Below are 17,469 nucleotides of genomic sequence, written 5' to 3' on the forward strand. Positions count from 1 at the left end.
ACGCGTGCTGTCCTCAGCCACCGGCCGGGTGGGTTCCGGGCGGGCCCGGTATTCCGGCCCGCTGCCGAAGGGTGGCCTCGGGTGGGTTCCGCTCCTTTGCGCCGCGCGGTGCCTCGGTCGCTGGCCGGGCGAGGTCCGGGCGGGCCGTGGTATTCCGGCCCGCTGCCGAAGGGTGGCCTTTTATGCGCCGGGTGACCTCGGGTTCCGCTCCTTTGCGCCGCGCGGTGCCTCGGTCGCTGGCCGGGCGAGGTCCGGGCGGGCCGTGGCATTCCGGCCCGCTGCCGAAGGGTGGCCTTTTATGCGCCGGGTGACCTCGGGTTCCGCTCCTTTGCGCCGCGCGGTGCCTCGGTCGCCGGCCGGGCGAGGTCCGGGCGGGCCGTGGCATTCCGGCCCGCTGCCGAAGGGTGGCCTCTTATGCGCCGGGTGACCTCGGGTTCCGCTCCTTTGCGCCGCGCGTGGTGTCCTCGGCCGTCGGCTGGGCGAGGTCCGGGCGGGCCCTGGTATTCCGGCCCGCTGCCGAAGAGCGGCCCCTTACGTGCCGGGTGACCCCGCGTGGCGTCCTCAGCCACCGGCCGGGCCCGGGGACCGCACAGGCTCCGGAGACCCGGTCGGTCACCGGCGGGCGGGCCTTCGGACGGCGTGCACCCCCGTGCGCGTCTTCCCGGCAGCCGGGGCCGGGCAGAGACACCCCCGGTCCCACTCCCACCCCCGCCCCCTTGACACCCCCCGCCTCCTCCGACAGATTCAGCGCCGAAGCGGACATCCCACCCCGGACCGCGAAGGGCTGGCACCCACGATGCCCCTGACAGGCCCCGACAGCACCACCTGGCCCGTTCCCCTGACCGGCGTCGTACCGCCGGTGTGCACGCCCCTCACGCCCGCAGGTCACGTCGACACCCGGTCCCTCCGTTCCCTCGTCGAGCATCTGCTGGCAGCGGGCGTGGACGCCCTCTTCGTGCTCGGGTCCAGCGGGGAGATCGCCTATCTGAGTGATGCTCAGCGCCGTACGGTCCTCGGCACGGCCGTCGACGCCGTCGGCGGCCGGGTGCCCGTGCTCGCCGGGGTCATCGACATGACCACCGCCCGGGTCACCGACCACGCCCGCTGCGCGCTCGCGCTCGGCGCCGACGCGCTCGTCGCCACCGCGCCCTTCTACGCGGCCACCCACCCGGCCGAGACCGCCGACCACTTCCGCCGCGTCCGGGCCGCCGTCGACCTGCCCCTGATCGGCTACGACATCCCGTCCTCCGTCCACTCCAAGCTCACCGTTCCCACGCTCCTCGCCCTCGCCGGGGACGGCACCCTCGCCGGGCTCAAGGACAGCAGCGGCGACCTCGGCTCCCTGCGCCGGCTGCTCGTCGCGCTGCGGGCCCGGGGCCTCGACCGTACGTTCACCGTGCTCACCGGGTCCGAACTGACCGTCGACGGCGCCCTGCTGGCGGGCGCCCACGGCGTCGTGCCGGGACTCGGCAACGTCGACCCCGCCGGATACGTACGGCTGTGCGCGCACGCCCGCGCCGGCCGCTGGGCCGAGGCCGCCGCCGAACAGGACCGGCTGGCGTCGCTGTTCGCGCTCACCGAGACGGGCGACCCGGCGCATATGAGCGTCGGCGCCTCCGCCCTCGGCGGCTTCAAGGCCGCCCTCGGCCTCCTGGGTGTCATCGACCACCCGGCCACCGCCGCTCCCCAGCGACCCCTGCCCGACGCCTCCGTACGGGAGGTGCGGCGCATCCTGGCGGAGGCGGGCCTGCTGTGAGCGGACGCCCGGGATAGCGTGGGCCGCGACAGACCGAGCACCTCCCGGAGGCACCCATGGCGGCGACCACAGCTCCCCTCAAGGCACGCGCGGCCGTCCGCTCGTTCGCGCTCGGGCTGCCCGGCGCGGTCGAGGAGTTCCCCTGGGGGGACGACGCCGTCGTCAAGGTCAACAAGAAGATCTTCGTCTTCCTGGGGGCCGAGGGGAACACCGAGGCGCCCGGCATCAGCGTCAAGCTCAAGGACGAGGAGGCGCACGGCCACGCCCTCACAGTCCCCGGCGCGGCGCCCACCGGCTACGGGCTGGGGCGGTCCGGCTGGGTGTCCGTCCCGCTCACCGGCGGCGCCCCCGCCGAGCTGCTCTGCGACTGGGTCGAGGAGAGCTACCGCACCATCGCCCCCAAGCGGCTCGTCGCCGAGCTCGACGCGGGCTGATCCGGGGACGGGTGGCACGGTGCGCCTGCGGCAGGGCTTTTCCCCTACCCGCCCCTTCCCGAATGTCCTCAAGCGCCGGACGGGCTGAATTTCAGCCCGTCCGGCGCTTGAGGACCGGGGTCCGGGGCGGAGCCCCGTTCGGGAAGGGGCGGGTAGGGGAAAAAGCCCCGCGCAGCGGCACCCCGCCCCCACCCCGCCAAGGCGGACGGCTTCGACCCGGAGACGGTCCTTCCGCCTTTGCGCGGACCACCTCCTGCTGCCGGGCTTGTGACGTCTGCGGGGCCGGGGACGGCTTGCTCGTCGGGGTGGTGCGGGCCGGGGTGGCGCGGGAAAGGATCGACGGGCCGTGCCGGCGCCAGTGGCCGACGGCGTACCAGAAGGACAAGGTGGGGCGGGATGAGCGAGCACGGCCGACGGCGGCGTCACCGTACGGTGGACCGGGTCGCGTGGATCCTGGAGGCCGCCGCGCGGGAGCCGGGCGGGGCGACCGTGGCCGAGTTGGCGCGGACGGTCGGGGCACCGGCGAGCTCGGTGCAGGACCTGGTCAACGGCCTTGCCGCGGCCGGTTTTCTGCTGGAACAACACGGGCGCTTCAGGCTCGGGCCCGCCCCGCACGTCCTCAACCTCATCGCGGGCCGGGTCGTCCCGCGGATCAGTCAGGCCGAGCTCAACGAACTGAGCCGCGTCGCGGGCACCCCGGTGCTGCTCACGGTGCGGGTGGGGCTCGACGCCGTACACCTCGCGCGCGGCGGCGAGGACGAGATCCCCCGCCTCCTGCCGCTCGCCGACGAGCACATGGCCCGGCCGCTGCTGCGCACCGCCGCAGGCCGGCTGCTGCTGGCCTTCACCGACGAGCCGGAGCGCCACGGGCTGCTCGACGAGCTCGCCCGCCAGGACCCCGAGGCGGTCGCGGAGTTCCGCCGTGCTCTTCCGGCGATCCGCGCGTCGCGCGTCAGCCGCAGCGAGGGTCTGGCCGATCCCGAGGTCAGCGCGCTCGCGATCCCCGTCACCGAAGGCCCCGTCGTCACGGGCGCCCTCGTTCTGACGCACCGGCGTCGCGGCCGCTCGGAGCGGCTGCGCCTGGACCGGGCGGCGGCCCGGCTGCTCGCGCACATCCAGGAGAGGCGGATGTGACATCCGCATCGATTCACGGATATCCGTGAATCCGGGCGCTCGTGCAGCGCCGGGAACGAACATCCCGGCATGACTTCGCACCCGCTGACCACGACCGGGACGATCCCGCCGACCTCTGTCGACGAGATGCTCTCCCGGCTGCTGCACACCCTCGGCGACCCTGATCCGGCCCGGGGAGCCGAGGCCATCACCGTCGTCGGAGCCGATCCCCTGGTGCCCTCGGTGCACCGCCTCGCCGATGCCATGTCCGCCGCGATCGGTGTCTTCGCCCGGCAGACGGCGGCGGTCGGCGAACAGCGCGGTCACCCGCACCAGAGGGTGGAGGTGCGGGCCGGGGCCGCGATCGACCAGCTCATGGCCACGTATCACACGACGCTCTCGGGGCGCCCGATCGGCGCTCTGCTCGACGATCCGGCGCTGCTCGGCAACAACGACTTCTACCGGGCGCGCGACGGCCGGTGGATCTTCCTCATCACCACCTATCCGCATCTGCGGGACGCGGTCTGCTCCGTGCTCGGGTGCGGGCTCGACAAGGTGGGGATCGCGCGGGCCACGGCCGGCTGGGACGCCTTCACGCTGGAGGAGGCCATCTGCGCGCGGGGTGGCGTCGCCTGCGTCGTGCGCACCCGCGACGAGTGGCTCGCGCACCCCGCCGGGCGGTACGTGGCCCGGCGTCCGGTCGTCGAGATCGAACGCGTCGGTGACGGACCGGTCCGGCCCCTGGAGCCGATCGGTGAGGCCGATGAGGCGCTCGCGGGCGTACGGGTACTCGATCTCACCCATGTCATCGCGGGTCCCGTCGGGGCGCGGCTCCTCGCCCAGTTCGGCGCCGACGTGCTGCACCTGTCGCGTCCCGACCGCCCCGACCCGATCCCGATGATCGCGATGACCGGTGGCGGCAAGCGCAACGCCTACTGCGACCTGCGCGACGCTCACGACCGTGCGGCCTTCCACGAAGCGCTCCAGGACGCGGACGTCTTCGTGCACGCCTACCGGGGACTCGCCCGGCACGGGGCGTCGACCGAGGAACTCGTCCGGCGCCGCCCCGGACTCATCACCCTCGAATACCACGCCTGGGGCGCCGAAGGACCCTGGGGCGAACGCGGCGGGTTCGACCAACTCGCCTGCTCGGCAACAGGATTCGCCGTCGAGGAGTGGACCGACCGGCCGTCGCTGCCGCCGACGTACCTGCTCAACGACTACCTCGCCGCCTACCTCGGGGCCGCCGCCGTGGCAACGGTCCTGCGCCGGCGTGCGACCGAGGGCGGCTCCTGGCGGATCCGCGTGACCTTGGCCGGGGTCTGCCACTGGGTGCAGGAACTCGGGCTGCTCGCACGGGAGGACGTCACCGACCTGCCCCGGCCCGGGCGCACGCCGTTCGCCGCGCTGTCGACCGCCGAGACCGACTTCGGCCCGCTCACCGAACCGGCGACACCGTTCGCGTACAGCGGGCGCACGGTCCCACAGGCCGGCCGGCGTTCCCCGCTCGGGTCCGCCGCGCTCCAGTGGCGCTAGGGAACGTATTGGGTTGTGATCAAGAGGTGCTGCGGGTGAGGTCTTTGATCCAGATCATCGCGGCACGGAGGTGGAGGCCGGCGAGGTAGCTTGCCGGGGTTTGGTCGTATCGAGTGGCGATGCCTCGCCAGGCCTTCATTTTGTTGATCAGACGCTCGACGGTGTTGCGTTCTTTGTAGAGATCGGGGTCGAAGCTGACGGGCCGGCCGCCGGTGCTGCCTTTCTTCTTCCGGTTGGCGGCCTGGTCCTTCTTCTCTGGGATGACTGCTTTGATGCGTCGTTTCCGCAGATGAGCGCGGTTGCCGCGGGAGGAGTAGGCCTTGTCCGCGGCGACCGCGTCAGGCCGGGTGCGAGGGCGGCCGATGCTCTGCCGGATGCGTACCTTCTTCAGCACGGGGATGAACTGCGGGCTGTCGGCGGCCTGTCCCGCGGTCAGCACGATGGCCAGCGGGCGGCACTTTCGATCGCTGGCGAGGTGGATCTTGCTGGTCTGGCCGCCTCTGGAACGTCCGAGCAGGGCGGCTTTCAAACGGACCTGGTGACGGCGCCGGATGCGGCGTCGTGCCTCCCGCTCGAGGCCATCTCCACCGTGTCCGTCTTGTTCTTCCGGGCCACCCCCTTTTGCCGGGCCTTCCCCTCTTCGGCTGAGGCTTTCTCCAGGGCGGCAAGGACGCCGGGGTCCAGATGCATCCCGGCGGCGTCGTGGTGAGCCCTGACCGTGGTGGAGTCCACGCTGACCAGGGACACGTCCACCTCACCCCGCCTCGCCGCCTGTGCGATCGAGGCCTCCAGCAGGGCTTCGAAGACACCGGCGTCCCTCCACTGACGGAAGCGGTTGTGGACAGTCGGCCAGGCGCCGAACTCGGACGGCATCTCCCGCCACTGCCCACCCGTACGAAACCGCCAGATCACGCCCTCGAACTGCTGCCGCAACCGCTCGGGGTAAGGCCCGAACCTGCCTACCGGCAGGAAGGGCTCGATGAACTCCCACTCCACATCCGTCAGTTGCGCTCTCGTCACATATGACGGTCTACCGGACCAGGACCCACCATGAGGTCGAATCGAACAAACTGATCACAATCCGATACACGCCCTAGGCCACTTCTCCGGGACCCGCCACCGCCGCGGTCCACGCACCTCCGTTCGCCCGCCCCACCCGATACCCCAGGAGGCACCGCAAGATGCCCGAGAAGCCGAGCGGCCCGTCCGGCCGCGGACTCCTCGCCGGAGTCCGCGTCATCGAACTGGCCGGCGTGATCATGGCCCCGTACGCCGCCAAGGAACTCGGCGACCTGGGCGCGGACGTGATCAAGGTCGAGCCGCCCACGGGCGACATGACGCGCCACTACCCGCCGCGCCGCCACCCCGGCATGGGCGGCCCGGCACTCAACCTGAACCGCAACAAGCGCAGCGCCGCCATCGACCTCAAGGCCCCGCACGGCCGCGATGCCCTGCTCGCCCTGCTGCGCACCGCCGACGTCTTCATCACCAACCTGCGCCCGCAGGCCCTGGAGAAGCTCCGCCTCGGCTACGACGAGGTCGCGGCCGTCAACCCCGGCCTGATCTACGCCAATGCCCAGGGCTTCCGCAGCGACAGCCGTTACGGCACGCACGCCGCCTACGACGACATCATCCAGGCGGCCAGCGGCCTGGTCTGGCTCAACCACCAGGTCTCCGGCCAACCGCACTACGTTCCCACCGTCCTCGCCGACAAGATCTGCGGCATGCAGATCGCCCAGTCGGTACTGGCCGCGCTGCACTACCGGGAGCACGGCGGCACCGGACAGCACATCGAGGTCCCGATGGCCGACACCATGCTCGCCTTCAACCTGGTCGAGCACCTGGGCGCGGCCTCCTTGGAGGCCGACGGGGAGTTCGGCTCGGCCCGCTCGCTCAGCCCGCAGCGCCGAGCCCTGCGCACCGCCGACGGCTGGATGTGCATCCTGCCGCACAGCGACCGCAACTGGCGGGACTTCACCGCCTTCGTGGGCCGCCCCGAACTGGCCGCCGACCCGCGCTTTTCCACCGGCCCCGACCGGGCCCGCAACGCCGACGCGTTCTATCCGCTGCTCGCGGGGCTGACGCCGCTGCACACCAGCGCCGAGTGGCAGGCGTTCTGCGACCGGGCGGGCATCGCCGCCGCCCCCGTGCTCGACCTGGCCTCCGCCGCCACCACCGCCTACGCCCAGGAGGGCGGCCTGCTGTACGAGGCCGAACACCCCACCGAGGGCCGCTACCGGGTCATCGGCCGCCCGGTGCGCTACTCGGCCGACCCGGAGCCGGAGCTACGGCCCTGCCCGGCCATCGGCCAGCACACCGACGAGGTCCTCCGCGAGGCCGGCTTCGACTCCTCGCTGCTGCACCCCGCGGACTGACCGAAGTCCCGTACCGAAGTCCCGTACCGAAGCCCCGTACCGAATCCGTACCGACAAGACACACCGCCCCGGGAGCGAATGAACCATGTCCCCCTCGACGCTTGCACCGATCGCATTCCCCGACGTCACCCTGCCCGAATCGGCCCGCCGGCTCCGTGCCGAGGTCCGCGCCTTCGTCGACGAGGAGCGCGCCCGCGGCACCGTGCTCGGCCGCCCCGACTCCTGGCTGGCCGGCTGGGACCCCGGCTTCAGCCGCCGTCTCGCCGAGCGCGGCTGGGTCGGCATGGCCCTGCCCACCGAGTACGGCGGCGCCGGCCGCGGCTTCCTGGAGCGCTATGTGGTGATCGAGGAGCTGCTCGCCGCCGGCGCCCCGGTCAGCGCCCACTGGGTCTCCGACCGGCAGGCGGGGCCCTCCGTCCTCCAGCACGGCACCGAGGAGCAGCGCCGCTTCTTCCTGCCGAGGATCGCCGCCGGGCAGTGCTTCTTCTCCATCGGCATGAGCGAGAAGAGCAGCGGATCCGACCTCGCCTCGGTCGCCACCCGAGCCGAACACACCGCCGACGGCTGGCGGTTGACCGGCACCAAGATGTGGACCGGCGGCGCCCACGTCAACGACTACGCCATCGTGCTGGCCCGCACCGACGACACCGAGGACAGGCACGCGGGGCTCAGCCAGTTCATCGTCGACCTGCGCGCCCCGGGCGTACGGGTCGAGCCGATCCACCTGATGAGCGGCGAGCACCGCTTCAACGCCTGCCACCTCGAAGGCGTCGACGTCCCCGACGGCATGCTGCTCGGGCGGCGGGGCGACGGCTGGAAGCAGGTCACCGGCGAACTCGCCTTCGAACGCAGCGGCCCGGAACGCTATCTGTCCACCTTCCCCCTGCTGGTCTCCCTGCTCCGCGAACTGGAGCGGCGCCCGGCCACGGCCGAACAGCTCACCCGGATCGGCATTCTGACGGCCCGCCTGCACAGCATCCGTCGCCTGTCCCTCGGCGTGGCCGCGGCCCTGGACGCCGGAGCCGCCCCCGACGCCCAGGCCGCCCTGGTCAAGGACCTCGGCACCCGCCTTGAGGTCGCGCTGGTCGACACCGTCCGCGGCATCCTGCCGACCCCGGCCGACCCGCACGCCACCCCCGGCAGCCACCCCGAACTGCTCGCCTTCGCCCTGCTGCACAGCCCCGGCTACACCCTGCGCGGCGGTACCAACGAAATCCTTCGCGGCATCATCACTCGTGGTCTGGAGCAGCACTGATGAACACCCACACGATCGACACCAGCACCCCCGTCATCTCCGCCGACGACTACGGCACCAGCGCCTTCTTCGCCGACCCGGACGCCATCGCCGTCGTCACCAACACCACGGCCCCCGACGCCGTGCCCCTCCCGTCCCCGGACGCCGCCACCGCCGGACTCCTCGCCGCCGCCCAGGAAGCAGGATTCCGCGCCGTCCCCGCCCCCCTCGCCGAGACCGCCCTGGTCGCCCGCCCGCTGCTGCGCCGCGCCGGCCTCCCCGCCCCGGACGGCTTCCTCAGCTACGCCATCGCCCCCGAGCTCACCGTCCGTTACGCCCGCCCGGCCGCCTCCTCCGTCGGCTCGGCCGGCTGCCTGGGCGATGACGACACCCTGCTGGTCACCGGCACCCTGCGCCGCGTTCCCTGGGCCCGCGCCGCCACCGCGGTGGTCGTTCTGGCCACCGCCCCCTCCGGCCCTGTCCTGTTCACCCTCACCCCCGGCCGGGCCGCCCTCACCCCCGGCGGCAACCTCGCCGGGGAACCCCGCGACGACCTGCACCTGGCCGCCCTTGAGATCCCCGCCTCGCAGGTCCGCCGGATCTCCCCCGAACTGCTCGACGAGGCCCGGCTCCGTGCGGCCCTGGCCCGCTCCGCCCTGATCGCCGGCGCCGCCGAACGGTGTGTCGGCCTGACGGTCGCCCACACCACCGCCCGTACCCAGTTCGGCCGTCCGCTCAGCCGCTTCCAGGCCGTCAAGCAGGAAGAAGCGCGGCTGGTCGAGGAGACCGCGCTGGTCCGCACCGCCGTCCAGGCCGCCGCCGCCCCACTGGACACCGGCGGAGCGGCCGCCCGCTTCGCCGTCGCCGCCGCCAAGACCCAGACGTCCGCCTCGGCCGCCGAGATCGCCCGCATCGCCCACCAACTCCACGGCGCCATCGGCATCACCCGGCTCCACCCGCTCCACCTCGCCACCACCCGCCTGTGGTCCTGGCGCGACGAAGACGGTGACGAGACCTACTGGGCACGCCGCCTGGCCCGTCCCCTCACCGCCACCGCCCTCTGGCCCACCCTCACCACCACACCCTGACCCCTCGCCCCCATGCCCTGCCTCGCCGCCGACCGGCCAAGACCGGCCGGCGGCTCAGCAGTTCTCCCCCCGGCTCGGTGTGGATCAGCGCTACCACGAGTTAACGATCAGAGGGGAGTTCGTCTCATCCCGCCGTCCCTTATGCGCGCCTGCGGCCGTTCGTCCGAGGGCTTGTGGAAACTGGAACCCGTTCTTAACATCACGAGTGTTACAGCACTTGTGTCATAAGGCCGGCGGGGCCGCCGGCGTGACAGTCGAGGTGACGGCCGGGACGGCGTCGGAATGGCGGTCGGAATGGCGGAGGCGGCGAGCGACGGTCCGCTCGGCGGCGTGCGCGTGGTCGAGCTCGCGGGGATAGGGCCCGGCCCGTTCGCCGCCATGCTCCTCGCCGACCTCGGCGCCGACGTCGTGCGCGTCGACCGGCCCGGCGGGCCCGGGCTGCACATAGACCCCCGGTACGACGTCACCAACCGCAACAAGCGCTCGGTGGTCGTCGACCTCAAGTCCGCCACCGGGCCTGCGACCGTACTGGACCTGGCCGAGCGCGCCGACATCCTTCTGGAGGGCTACCGCCCCGGCGTCACCGAGCGCCTCGGCATCGGGCCCGAGGCGTGCCTCGCCCGCAACCCCCGCCTCGTCTACGGCCGGATGACCGGCTGGGGCCAGGACGGCCCGCTCGCACCGACCGCCGGCCATGACCTGCCGTACCTCGCCGTCACCGGCGCCCTGGGCCTGGCCGGCCCCGCCGACGGCCCGCCGTACGCCCCCGCCAACCTCCTCGGGGACTTCGCGGGCGGCTCCCTCTACCTCGTCGTCGGGGTCCTCGCCGCCCTCCAGCACGCCCGTACCACCGGCGTCGGCCAGGTCGTCGACGCCGCCATCGTCGACGGCGCCGCCCACCTCACCGCCATGATCCACGGCATGCTCGCCGCCGGCGCCTGGCAGGACCGGCGCGAGGCCAACCTCCTCGACGGCGGCGCGCCCTTCTACGGCACGTACCGCACGGCCGACGGCGGGTACATGGCGGTCGGCGCGCTGGAACAGCGCTTCTACGCGGAGTTCCTCGCCCGGCTCGGGCTGCCCGCCGGGCGGGAGGTGCCACCGCGCGAGGACCCGGCCCGCTGGGACGAGCTGCGCGCCGCCGTCGCCGCGCGCTTCGCGCAGCGCACCCGGGCCGAGTGGACGGCCGTCTTCGAGGGCTCGGACGCCTGCGTCGCGCCCGTCCTCTCCCTCCGGGAGGCCCCGGACCACCCGCACCTCGCCGCCCGCGCCACCTTCGTCGAGCACGGCGGCCTCACCCAGCCCGCCCCGGCCCCGCGCTTCTCCGTCACCCCCGGCGCCGTGCGCCGCCCGCCCGCCCGGCCCGGCGCGGACACCGCCGAGGTGGCGCGCGACTGGGGCGTCCGCAGCCTCGACCCGCCGCAGAAAGGCCCGCAACGATGAAGCGTCAGATCTTCACGGCCGACCACGAAGCCTTCCGCGAGACCGTCCGCACCTTCCTGGCCAAGGAGGTCGTCCCGCACTACGCGCGGTGGGAGCGGGACGGCATCGTCCCGCGCGAGGCGTGGCTGGCGGCCGGCCGGCAGGGGCTGCTCGGCATCGCCGTGCCCGAGGAGTACGGCGGTGGAGGGAACGACGACTTCCGTTACGGCGTGGTGCTCGCCGAGGAGTTCAGCCGGGCGGGCGCGGCCGGGCTCGCCGTGGGGCTCCACAACGACATCATCGGCCCCTACCTCACCTCCCTCGCCACCGACGAGCAGAAGCGCCGCTGGCTGCCCGGCTTCTGCTCGGGCGAGACGATCACCGCCATCGCCATGACCGAGCCGGGCGCGGGCTCCGACCTCCAGGGCATCCGGACCTCGGCCGAGGACCGCGGCGACCACTGGCTGCTCAACGGCTCCAAGACCTTCATCTCCAACGGCATCCTCGCCGACCTCGTCATCGTCGTCGCGAAGACGACCCCGGAGGGCGGGGCGAAGGGCCTCAGCCTGCTCGTCGTCGAGCGCGGCACACCGGGCTTCGAACGCGGCCGCAACCTCGACAAGATCGGGCAGAAGGCCCAGGACACCGCCGAGCTGTTCTTCCATGACGTCCGCGTCCCCAAGGAGAACCTCCTCGGCGAGCTGAACGGCGCGTTCGTCCATCTGATGACCAACCTCGCCCAGGAGCGCATGAACATCGCCGTCGCCGGCATCGCCGCGGCCGAGCACCTCCTGGAGCTCACCACCCGCTACGTCAAGGAGCGCGAGGCGTTCGGCAGGCCCCTCGCCAAGCTCCAGCACATCCGTTTCGAGATCGCCGAGATGGCCACCGAGTGCGCGGTCACCCGTGCCTTCCTCGACCGCTGCATCGCCGACCACACGGCCGGCGAGCTCGACGCCGTGCACGCCTCGATGGCCAAGTGGTGGGCGACCGAGCTCCAGAAGCGCGTCGCCGACCGCTGTCTGCAACTCCACGGGGGGTACGGGTACATGAGCGAGTACCCGGTGGCCAAGGCGTTCACCGACGGCCGCATCCAGACGATCTACGGTGGTACCACCGAGATCATGAAGGAGATCATCGGCCGCTCGTTGCTCTCCTGAACGCCGGCCCCGCCCGTCCGCACCCCGCACCGTTCCTCCCGATCACCCCCGACTCGACGGATTCCCGAAAGGTTCACGACCTTGAGCACCGAAGCGTATGTGTACGACGCGATCCGCACCCCGCGCGGCCGCGGCAAGGCCAACGGGGCGCTGCACGGCACCAAGCCCGTCGACCTCGTCGTCGGCCTCATCCACGAGCTGCGGAACCGCTTCCCGGGCCTCGACCCCGCCGCCATCGACGACATCGTGCTCGGCGTCGTCAGCCCGCTCGGCGACCAGGGCTCGGACATCGCGCGGATCGCCGCCATCGCCGCGGGTCTGCCGGACACCGTCGCGGGCGTCCAGGAGAACCGCTTCTGTGCCTCGGGCCTGGAGGCCGTCAACCTCGCCGCCGCCAAGGTGCGCTCCGGCTGGGAGGACCTGGTCCTCGCCGGGGGCGTCGAGTCGATGTCGCGGGTGCCGATGGGCTCCGACGGCGGCGCCTGGTTCAACGACCCCATGACCAGCTTCGACGTCGGCTTCGTGCCCCAGGGCATCGGCGCCGACCTCATCGCCACCCTGGGCGGCTTCTCCCGGCACGACGTCGACTCCTTCGCCGCCCGTTCCCAGGAGCTCGCGGCCACCGCCTGGAAGGAGGGCCGCTTCGACCGCTCCGTCGTGCCCGTACGCGACCGCAACGGCCTGGTGGTCCTCGACCACGACGAGCACGTGCGACCCGGCACGACCGTCGAGGTCCTCGGGAAGCTCAAGCCGTCCTTCGCGGCGATCGGCGACGCGGGCGGCTTCGACGCCGTCGCCCTCCAGCGGTACCACTGGGTGGAGAAGATCGACCACGTCCACCACGCGGGCAACTCCTCCGGCATCGTGGACGGCGCCGCGCTCGTCGCCATCGGCAACCGCGAGGTCGGCGAGCGCCACGGCCTCACCCCCCGGGCCCGGATCGTCTCCGCGGCCGTCACCGGCTCCGACCCCACGATCATGCTCACCGGCCCGGCCCCGGCCACCCGTAAGGCTCTGGCCAAGGCTGGTCTGACCATCGACGACATCGATCTGATCGAGATCAACGAGGCGTTCGCCGCCGTGGTGCTGCGCTTCGCCGACGAGCTGGGCGTCGGCCTGGACAAGATCAACGTCAATGGCGGTGCCATCGCCCTCGGCCACCCGCTCGGCGCCACCGGAGCCATGCTGCTGGGCACCGTGATCGACGAGCTGGAACGGCGGGACAAGCGCTACGGCCTGATCACCCTCTGCGTCGGCGGCGGCATGGGCGTCGCGACCGTCGTCGAGCGCCTCTAGCCGCTCCGGCCCGCCCCGCGTCCGCGTCCGCACCGCGAAACCTCCATGGAGACCTCGAAAATGAGCTCGAACGTGAGCGAGAGCACCACCATCCGCTGGGAGCAGGACGACGACGGCGTCGTCACCCTCGTCCTGGACGACCCGGACCAGTCCGCCAACACCATGAACGCCGCCTTCCAGGCGTCCCTCGCCGCGATCGCCGACCGCCTGGAGGCCGAGAAGGACTCCGTACGGGGCGTCGTCGTCACCTCCGCCAAGAAGACCTTCTTCGCCGGCGGCGACCTGCGCGACCTCATCGCGGCGACCCCCGCCGACGCCCGGGAGACCTTCGAGGGGAGCCTGCGCGTCAAGCGCGACCTCCGCCGCATCGAGACCCTCGGCGTGCCCGTCGTCGCCGCGATCAACGGCGCGGCCCTCGGCGGCGGTTACGAGATCGCCCTGGCCTGCCACCACCGCGTCGCCCTCGACACCCCCGGTACGAAGATCGGGCTGCCCGAGGTGACCCTGGGCCTGCTGCCCGGTGGCGGCGGCGTCACCCGTACGGTACGGCTCCTCGGCATCACCGACGCGCTCCTCAAGGTGCTCCTCCAGGGCACGCAGTACAACGCCCCGCGCGCCCTGGAGGCGGGCCTGGTCCACGAGGTCGCCGCCACCCCCGGGGAACTCCTCGCCAAGGCCCGGGCCTTCGTCCTGGCCCACCCCGAGTCGCGGCAGCCCTGGGACGAGAAGGGCTACCGGATCCCCGGCGGCACCCCCGCCAGCCCCCGGTTCGCCGCCAACCTCCCGGCCTTCCCCGCCAACCTCAAGAAGCAGCTGGCCGGCGCGCCCTACCCGGCGCCGCGCAACATCCTGGCCGCCGCGGTCGAGGGCTCCCAGGTCGACTTCGAGACCGCGCAGGTCATCGAGGCCCGCTACTTCACGGAGCTGGTCACCGGCCAGACCTCCAAGAACATGATCCAGGCGTTCTTCTTCGACCTCCAGGCCGTCAACTCCGGCGCCGGCCGCCCGAAGGACGTCGCGCCCCGCAAGGTCACCAAGGCCGCGGTGCTCGGCGCCGGGATGATGGGCGCCGGCATCGCCTACGCCTGCGCCAAGGCCGGCATCGAGGTCGTCCTCAAGGACGTCTCGCGCGAGGCCGCCGAGAAGGGCAAGGCGTACTCCGCCGGGCTGCTGGCCAAGGCCCTCGCCAGGGGCCGGACGACCGAGGCCGAGCGGGACGCGCTGCTCGCCCGCATCACGCCCACCGGCGACGTCGCCGACCTCGCGGGCTGCGACGCCGTCATCGAGGCCGTGTTCGAGGACACCTCGCTCAAGCACAAGGTCTTCCAGGAGATCCAGCACGTCGTCGCCCCCGACGCGCTGCTCTGCTCCAACACCTCGACCCTGCCCATCACCACGCTGGCCGAAGGCGTCGAGAGGTCCGCCGACTTCATCGGCCTGCACTTCTTCTCGCCCGTCGACAAGATGCCGCTGGTAGAGATCATCAAGGGGGAGCGGACCGGCGACGAGGCCCTGGCCCGCGCCTTCGACCTCGTCCGGCAGATCCGCAAGACCCCCATCATCGTCAACGACTCGCGCGGCTTCTTCACCTCACGCGTCATCGGCCGCTTCATCAACGAGGGGGTGGCCATGCTCGGCGAGGGCGTCCCGGCCGCCTCCGTCGAACAGGCCGCCGCCCAGGCCGGCTACCCCGCCAAGGTGCTCTCCCTGATGGACGAGCTCACCCTCACCCTGCCGCGCCGGATCCGCGAGGAGACGCGCCGCGCGACGGAGGAGGCCGGCGGCACCTGGGAGCCGCACCCGGCCGACGCGGTCATCGACCGGATGGTCGACGAGTTCGGCCGCACCGGCCGCAGCGGCGGCGCCGGCTTCTACGACTACGCCGACGGCAAGCGGACCGGACTGTGGCCGGGCCTGCGGGAGCACTTCGGCCGGCCGGACGGCGCGGAGGTGCCCTTCGAGGACCTGAAGGAGCGGATGCTCTTCTCGGAGGCCCTGGACACCGTCCGCTGCCTGGAGGAGGGCGTCCTCACCTCCGTCGCCGACGCCAACATCGGCTCGATCCTCGGCATCGGCTTCCCCGGCTGGACGGGCGGCGCCGTCCAGTACATCAACGGGTACGAGGGCGGGCCGCGCGGGTTCGTGGCGCGGGCGCGGGAGCTCCAGGCCGCGTACGGCGAGCGGTTCGCGCCCTCGGCGCTGCTGCTGGAGACGGCGGAGAAGGGCGAGCTCTTCCGCTGAGCCGCGCTCCCGGGGCGCGGCCCCCGGCCGCCGGACGGGCCCGGTTCCCGGCCCGCCCGGCGGTCACGGCGCGGCGTCCTCCCGAGCGTCCTCCTGGGCCGCCCCCTGGGCGTCCCCCTGCGCGTACAGCTCCCGCAGCTCCCGCTTCAGGGACCGCTGGAACGCCGTGACCAGCGCCTGCACCACCAGCGGCTGCATATGCGCCGACAGCGACTTCATCGACGCGACGTCCGGCGTGTCCACCTCCTCGTGGAACAGCCGGGTCAGCGAGCGGGCCGTGGCGCGGGCGTGCTCCAGCAGGACCGCGCGGGCCGCGAGGATCGTGTCCGGCGCGATCGGCACGTCCAGCAGCCGCAGCCCCAGGTAGAGCAGCCCGGGATCCACCAGGAAGGCGTCGGCGTCCTCGGGGTCGCGCTCCAGGACGGCCATCGCGGTGAGCCGGTCGAGGTCGTCCTCGCCCAGGGCGCGCCCGGCCCGCCGCTCCAGGTGCGCGCGGGTCGTCCGCTCCGGCCCGTCCGGCATCCAGGAGGCCACCAGGGCGCGGTGGATGGCCAGATCGCCGGGGCTCAGCCCGTCCGGGAGGCGCTGGAGGTAGCGCTCGATGGCGGCGAGGGTCAGCCCCTGGTGCTGGAGCTCCTCGATGAGGGCGAGCCGGGAGAGGTGGTCGGGGCCGTAGCGGCCGACCCGGCGCGGGCCGATCTCGGGCGGCGGCAGCAGCCCCCGGGAGCTGTAGAAACGCACCGTGCGGACGGTCACCCCGGCCCGGGCGGCCAGTTCGTCGACGGTCAGGGTCGGTCCCTCGGTCTCCGTGGCCATCGGCGACGCCTCGCTCTCTGTTCCGCCCTTCGGGTTTCACAGTATTGCTGTACCACCGCTGCTGTGAAACCTCTCGCGGATCTCCCGGGCCCCGGCCGCCCCGCCACGGAGCGCGGTTGTCAGTGCCCGGTGGGACGCTGGCCTCACAAGGACCCGTGAAGGGAGAGTGCCATGATCACTACGGATTTCGTCCCCGGCTCCCCGTCCTGGCTCGACCTCGGCTCCCGCGACGTGCCGGCCACCGCGGCCTTCTACGGCGCGGTGTTCGGCTGGGAGTTCAAGCCCTTCGGCGAGGAGGGCGGCGGCTACGGCTTCTTCCGGCTGGACGGCAGCACGATCGCCGGCCTCGGCCCGCTGACGGAGGAGGGCGCCCGCCAGGCTTGGATGATCTATTTCCACACCGCCGACGCCCAGGCCGCCGCGAAGGCCGTGGAGCAGGCGGGCGGCACCGTCCGGCTCGCCCCGACCGACGCCGGTGAGTACGGCTCGATGGCCCAGCTCACCGACCCCCAGGGCGCGCAGTTCGCCGTCTGGCAGCCTGGGGAGACCAAAGGCGGCCTGGAGCGTGCCGACGCGCCGGGCTCCCTGTGCTGGACCGAGCTCTACACCACGGACGCCGCCGCGGCGAAGGCGTTCTACGGCGGCCTGTTCGGCTGGACGAGCTCGGACGTGCCGCTGCCGGGCGGCGGGGGCACGTACTCCCTCCTCACCCCGGCGGGCCGGGGCGAGGAGCGGATGCACGGCGGGCTGATGGAGCTCCCGTCGGAGCACCTCGCGCTGGGCGGCGGCAAGGCGTACTGGCACCCGGTGTTCGCGTCGGCGGACTGTGACGCCACGGTCGCGAAGGTCACGGCGGGCGGCGGCTCCGTCCAGATGGGGCCGGAGGACGCGGAGGGCGTCGGCCGGCTGGCCGTCTGCCTCGACCCGGCGGGCGCCGACTTCGTGGTGCTCACACCGGCCGAGGCCGCCCGGGGCTGACCCGGGCGCGCCCTGCTGAA

At 72.9% G+C, this 17,469-nt stretch carries 13 protein-coding genes and 1 pseudogene; 12 read left to right on the forward strand and 2 right to left on the reverse strand.

Going from position 1 to position 17,469, the window contains the following annotated elements; translation table 11 throughout:
• Window positions 1-796 precede the first annotated feature (796 nt).
• The 4 genes from AF335_RS05310 to AF335_RS05325 all read left to right on the forward strand — a co-directional run bounded on the left by AF335_RS05310 (window position 797) and on the right by AF335_RS05325 (window position 4,839).
• Window positions 797-1,756 (forward strand): dihydrodipicolinate synthase family protein, encoded by a 960-nt coding sequence (locus tag AF335_RS05310; RefSeq protein WP_102917121.1) that lies wholly within the window; start codon window positions 797-799, stop codon window positions 1,754-1,756.
• Between the two features lie 56 nt (window positions 1,757-1,812).
• Window positions 1,813-2,190 (forward strand): MmcQ/YjbR family DNA-binding protein, encoded by a 378-nt coding sequence (locus tag AF335_RS05315; RefSeq protein WP_102917122.1) that lies wholly within the window; start codon window positions 1,813-1,815, stop codon window positions 2,188-2,190.
• A gap of 396 nt (window positions 2,191-2,586) precedes the next feature.
• Window positions 2,587-3,324, forward strand: a complete 738-nt coding sequence (locus AF335_RS05320) for a helix-turn-helix domain-containing protein (protein WP_102917123.1) — start codon at window positions 2,587-2,589, stop codon at window positions 3,322-3,324.
• 69 nt (window positions 3,325-3,393) lie between these two features.
• The gene (locus AF335_RS05325) at window positions 3,394-4,839 is read left to right on the forward strand and encodes a CoA transferase (RefSeq protein WP_102917124.1); all 1,446 of its coding nucleotides are present in this window, start codon (window positions 3,394-3,396) and stop codon (window positions 4,837-4,839) included.
• Window positions 4,840-4,858: 19 nt separating this feature from the next.
• Here the strand turns inward: AF335_RS05325 and AF335_RS05330 are convergent.
• Window positions 4,859-5,859, reverse strand: a pseudogene (locus AF335_RS05330) (IS5 family transposase).
• A gap of 161 nt (window positions 5,860-6,020) precedes the next feature.
• Here AF335_RS05330 and AF335_RS05335 point away from each other — a divergent pair.
• From AF335_RS05335 to AF335_RS05365, 7 genes are all read left to right on the forward strand, one after another.
• Complete coding sequence (locus AF335_RS05335; RefSeq protein WP_102917126.1) at window positions 6,021-7,214, forward strand: CaiB/BaiF CoA transferase family protein; 1,194 nt, start codon at window positions 6,021-6,023, stop codon at window positions 7,212-7,214.
• An 85-nt stretch (window positions 7,215-7,299) separates the two neighbouring features.
• Window positions 7,300-8,469 (forward strand): acyl-CoA dehydrogenase family protein, encoded by a 1,170-nt coding sequence (locus AF335_RS05340; RefSeq protein ID WP_102917127.1) that lies wholly within the window; start codon window positions 7,300-7,302, stop codon window positions 8,467-8,469.
• Window positions 8,469-9,536, forward strand: coding sequence for an acyl-CoA dehydrogenase family protein (locus AF335_RS05345; protein WP_102917128.1), 1,068 nt, complete (start codon window positions 8,469-8,471; stop codon window positions 9,534-9,536). Before AF335_RS05340 ends, AF335_RS05345 begins: the two co-directional genes overlap by 1 nt.
• A gap of 282 nt (window positions 9,537-9,818) precedes the next feature.
• A complete protein-coding gene (locus tag AF335_RS05350; RefSeq protein ID WP_228773343.1) occupies window positions 9,819-10,979 on the forward strand; it encodes a CaiB/BaiF CoA transferase family protein in 1,161 nt (386 codons plus the stop codon).
• The gene (locus tag AF335_RS05355; protein WP_102917129.1) at window positions 10,976-12,118 is read left to right on the forward strand and encodes an acyl-CoA dehydrogenase family protein; all 1,143 of its coding nucleotides are present in this window, start codon (window positions 10,976-10,978) and stop codon (window positions 12,116-12,118) included. The genes AF335_RS05350 and AF335_RS05355 overlap by 4 nt, the downstream gene beginning before the upstream one ends.
• An 81-nt stretch (window positions 12,119-12,199) precedes the next feature.
• On the forward strand, window positions 12,200-13,414 hold the full coding sequence (locus AF335_RS05360; RefSeq protein WP_102917130.1) for an acetyl-CoA C-acetyltransferase: 1,215 nt from the start codon (window positions 12,200-12,202) through the stop codon (window positions 13,412-13,414).
• 60 nt (window positions 13,415-13,474) lie between these two features.
• Window positions 13,475-15,655: a 3-hydroxyacyl-CoA dehydrogenase NAD-binding domain-containing protein gene (locus AF335_RS05365; protein ID WP_184743641.1), complete on the forward strand. Its 2,181-nt coding sequence runs from the start codon at window positions 13,475-13,477 to the stop codon at window positions 15,653-15,655.
• Between the two features lie 63 nt (window positions 15,656-15,718).
• Here AF335_RS05365 and AF335_RS05370 read toward each other — a convergent pair whose 3' ends face one another.
• Window positions 15,719-16,471 (reverse strand): MerR family transcriptional regulator, encoded by a 753-nt coding sequence (locus tag AF335_RS05370; RefSeq protein WP_102917131.1) that lies wholly within the window; start codon window positions 16,469-16,471, stop codon window positions 15,719-15,721.
• Between the two features lie 171 nt (window positions 16,472-16,642).
• Here AF335_RS05370 and AF335_RS05375 point away from each other — a divergent pair, with 171 nt between their 5' ends.
• Entirely contained in the window at window positions 16,643-17,449 is an 807-nt protein-coding gene (locus AF335_RS05375; protein WP_102917132.1) for a VOC family protein, read from the forward strand.
• Window positions 17,450-17,469: the final 20 nt, after the last annotated feature.

This window comes from Streptomyces eurocidicus (genome assembly GCF_002891295.1).
GTDB lineage: Bacteria > Actinomycetota > Actinomycetes > Streptomycetales > Streptomycetaceae > Streptomyces > Streptomyces eurocidicus.

Excerpts from the sequence above, each read along its gene's own strand:
- AF335_RS05320 (WP_102917123.1), top strand. The coding sequence starts at position 2,587 with ATGAGCGAGCACGGCCGACGGCGGCGTCACCGTACGGTGGACCGGGTC.
- AF335_RS05340 (WP_102917127.1), top strand. The coding sequence starts at position 7,300 with ATGTCCCCCTCGACGCTTGCACCGATCGCATTCCCCGACGTCACCCTG.
- AF335_RS05325 (WP_102917124.1), top strand. The coding sequence starts at position 3,394 with ATGACTTCGCACCCGCTGACCACGACCGGGACGATCCCGCCGACCTCT.
- AF335_RS05335 (WP_102917126.1), top strand. The coding sequence starts at position 6,021 with ATGCCCGAGAAGCCGAGCGGCCCGTCCGGCCGCGGACTCCTCGCCGGA.
- AF335_RS05315 (WP_102917122.1), top strand. The coding sequence starts at position 1,813 with ATGGCGGCGACCACAGCTCCCCTCAAGGCACGCGCGGCCGTCCGCTCG.
- AF335_RS05355 (WP_102917129.1), top strand. The coding sequence starts at position 10,976 with ATGAAGCGTCAGATCTTCACGGCCGACCACGAAGCCTTCCGCGAGACC.
- AF335_RS05350 (WP_228773343.1), top strand. The coding sequence starts at position 9,819 with ATGGCGGTCGGAATGGCGGAGGCGGCGAGCGACGGTCCGCTCGGCGGC.
- AF335_RS05365 (WP_184743641.1), top strand. The coding sequence starts at position 13,475 with ATGAGCTCGAACGTGAGCGAGAGCACCACCATCCGCTGGGAGCAGGAC.
- AF335_RS05310 (WP_102917121.1), top strand. The coding sequence starts at position 797 with ATGCCCCTGACAGGCCCCGACAGCACCACCTGGCCCGTTCCCCTGACC.
- AF335_RS05370 (WP_102917131.1), bottom strand. The coding sequence starts at position 16,471 with ATGGCCACGGAGACCGAGGGACCGACCCTGACCGTCGACGAACTGGCC.
- AF335_RS05375 (WP_102917132.1), top strand. The coding sequence starts at position 16,643 with ATGATCACTACGGATTTCGTCCCCGGCTCCCCGTCCTGGCTCGACCTC.
- AF335_RS05345 (WP_102917128.1), top strand. The coding sequence starts at position 8,469 with ATGAACACCCACACGATCGACACCAGCACCCCCGTCATCTCCGCCGAC.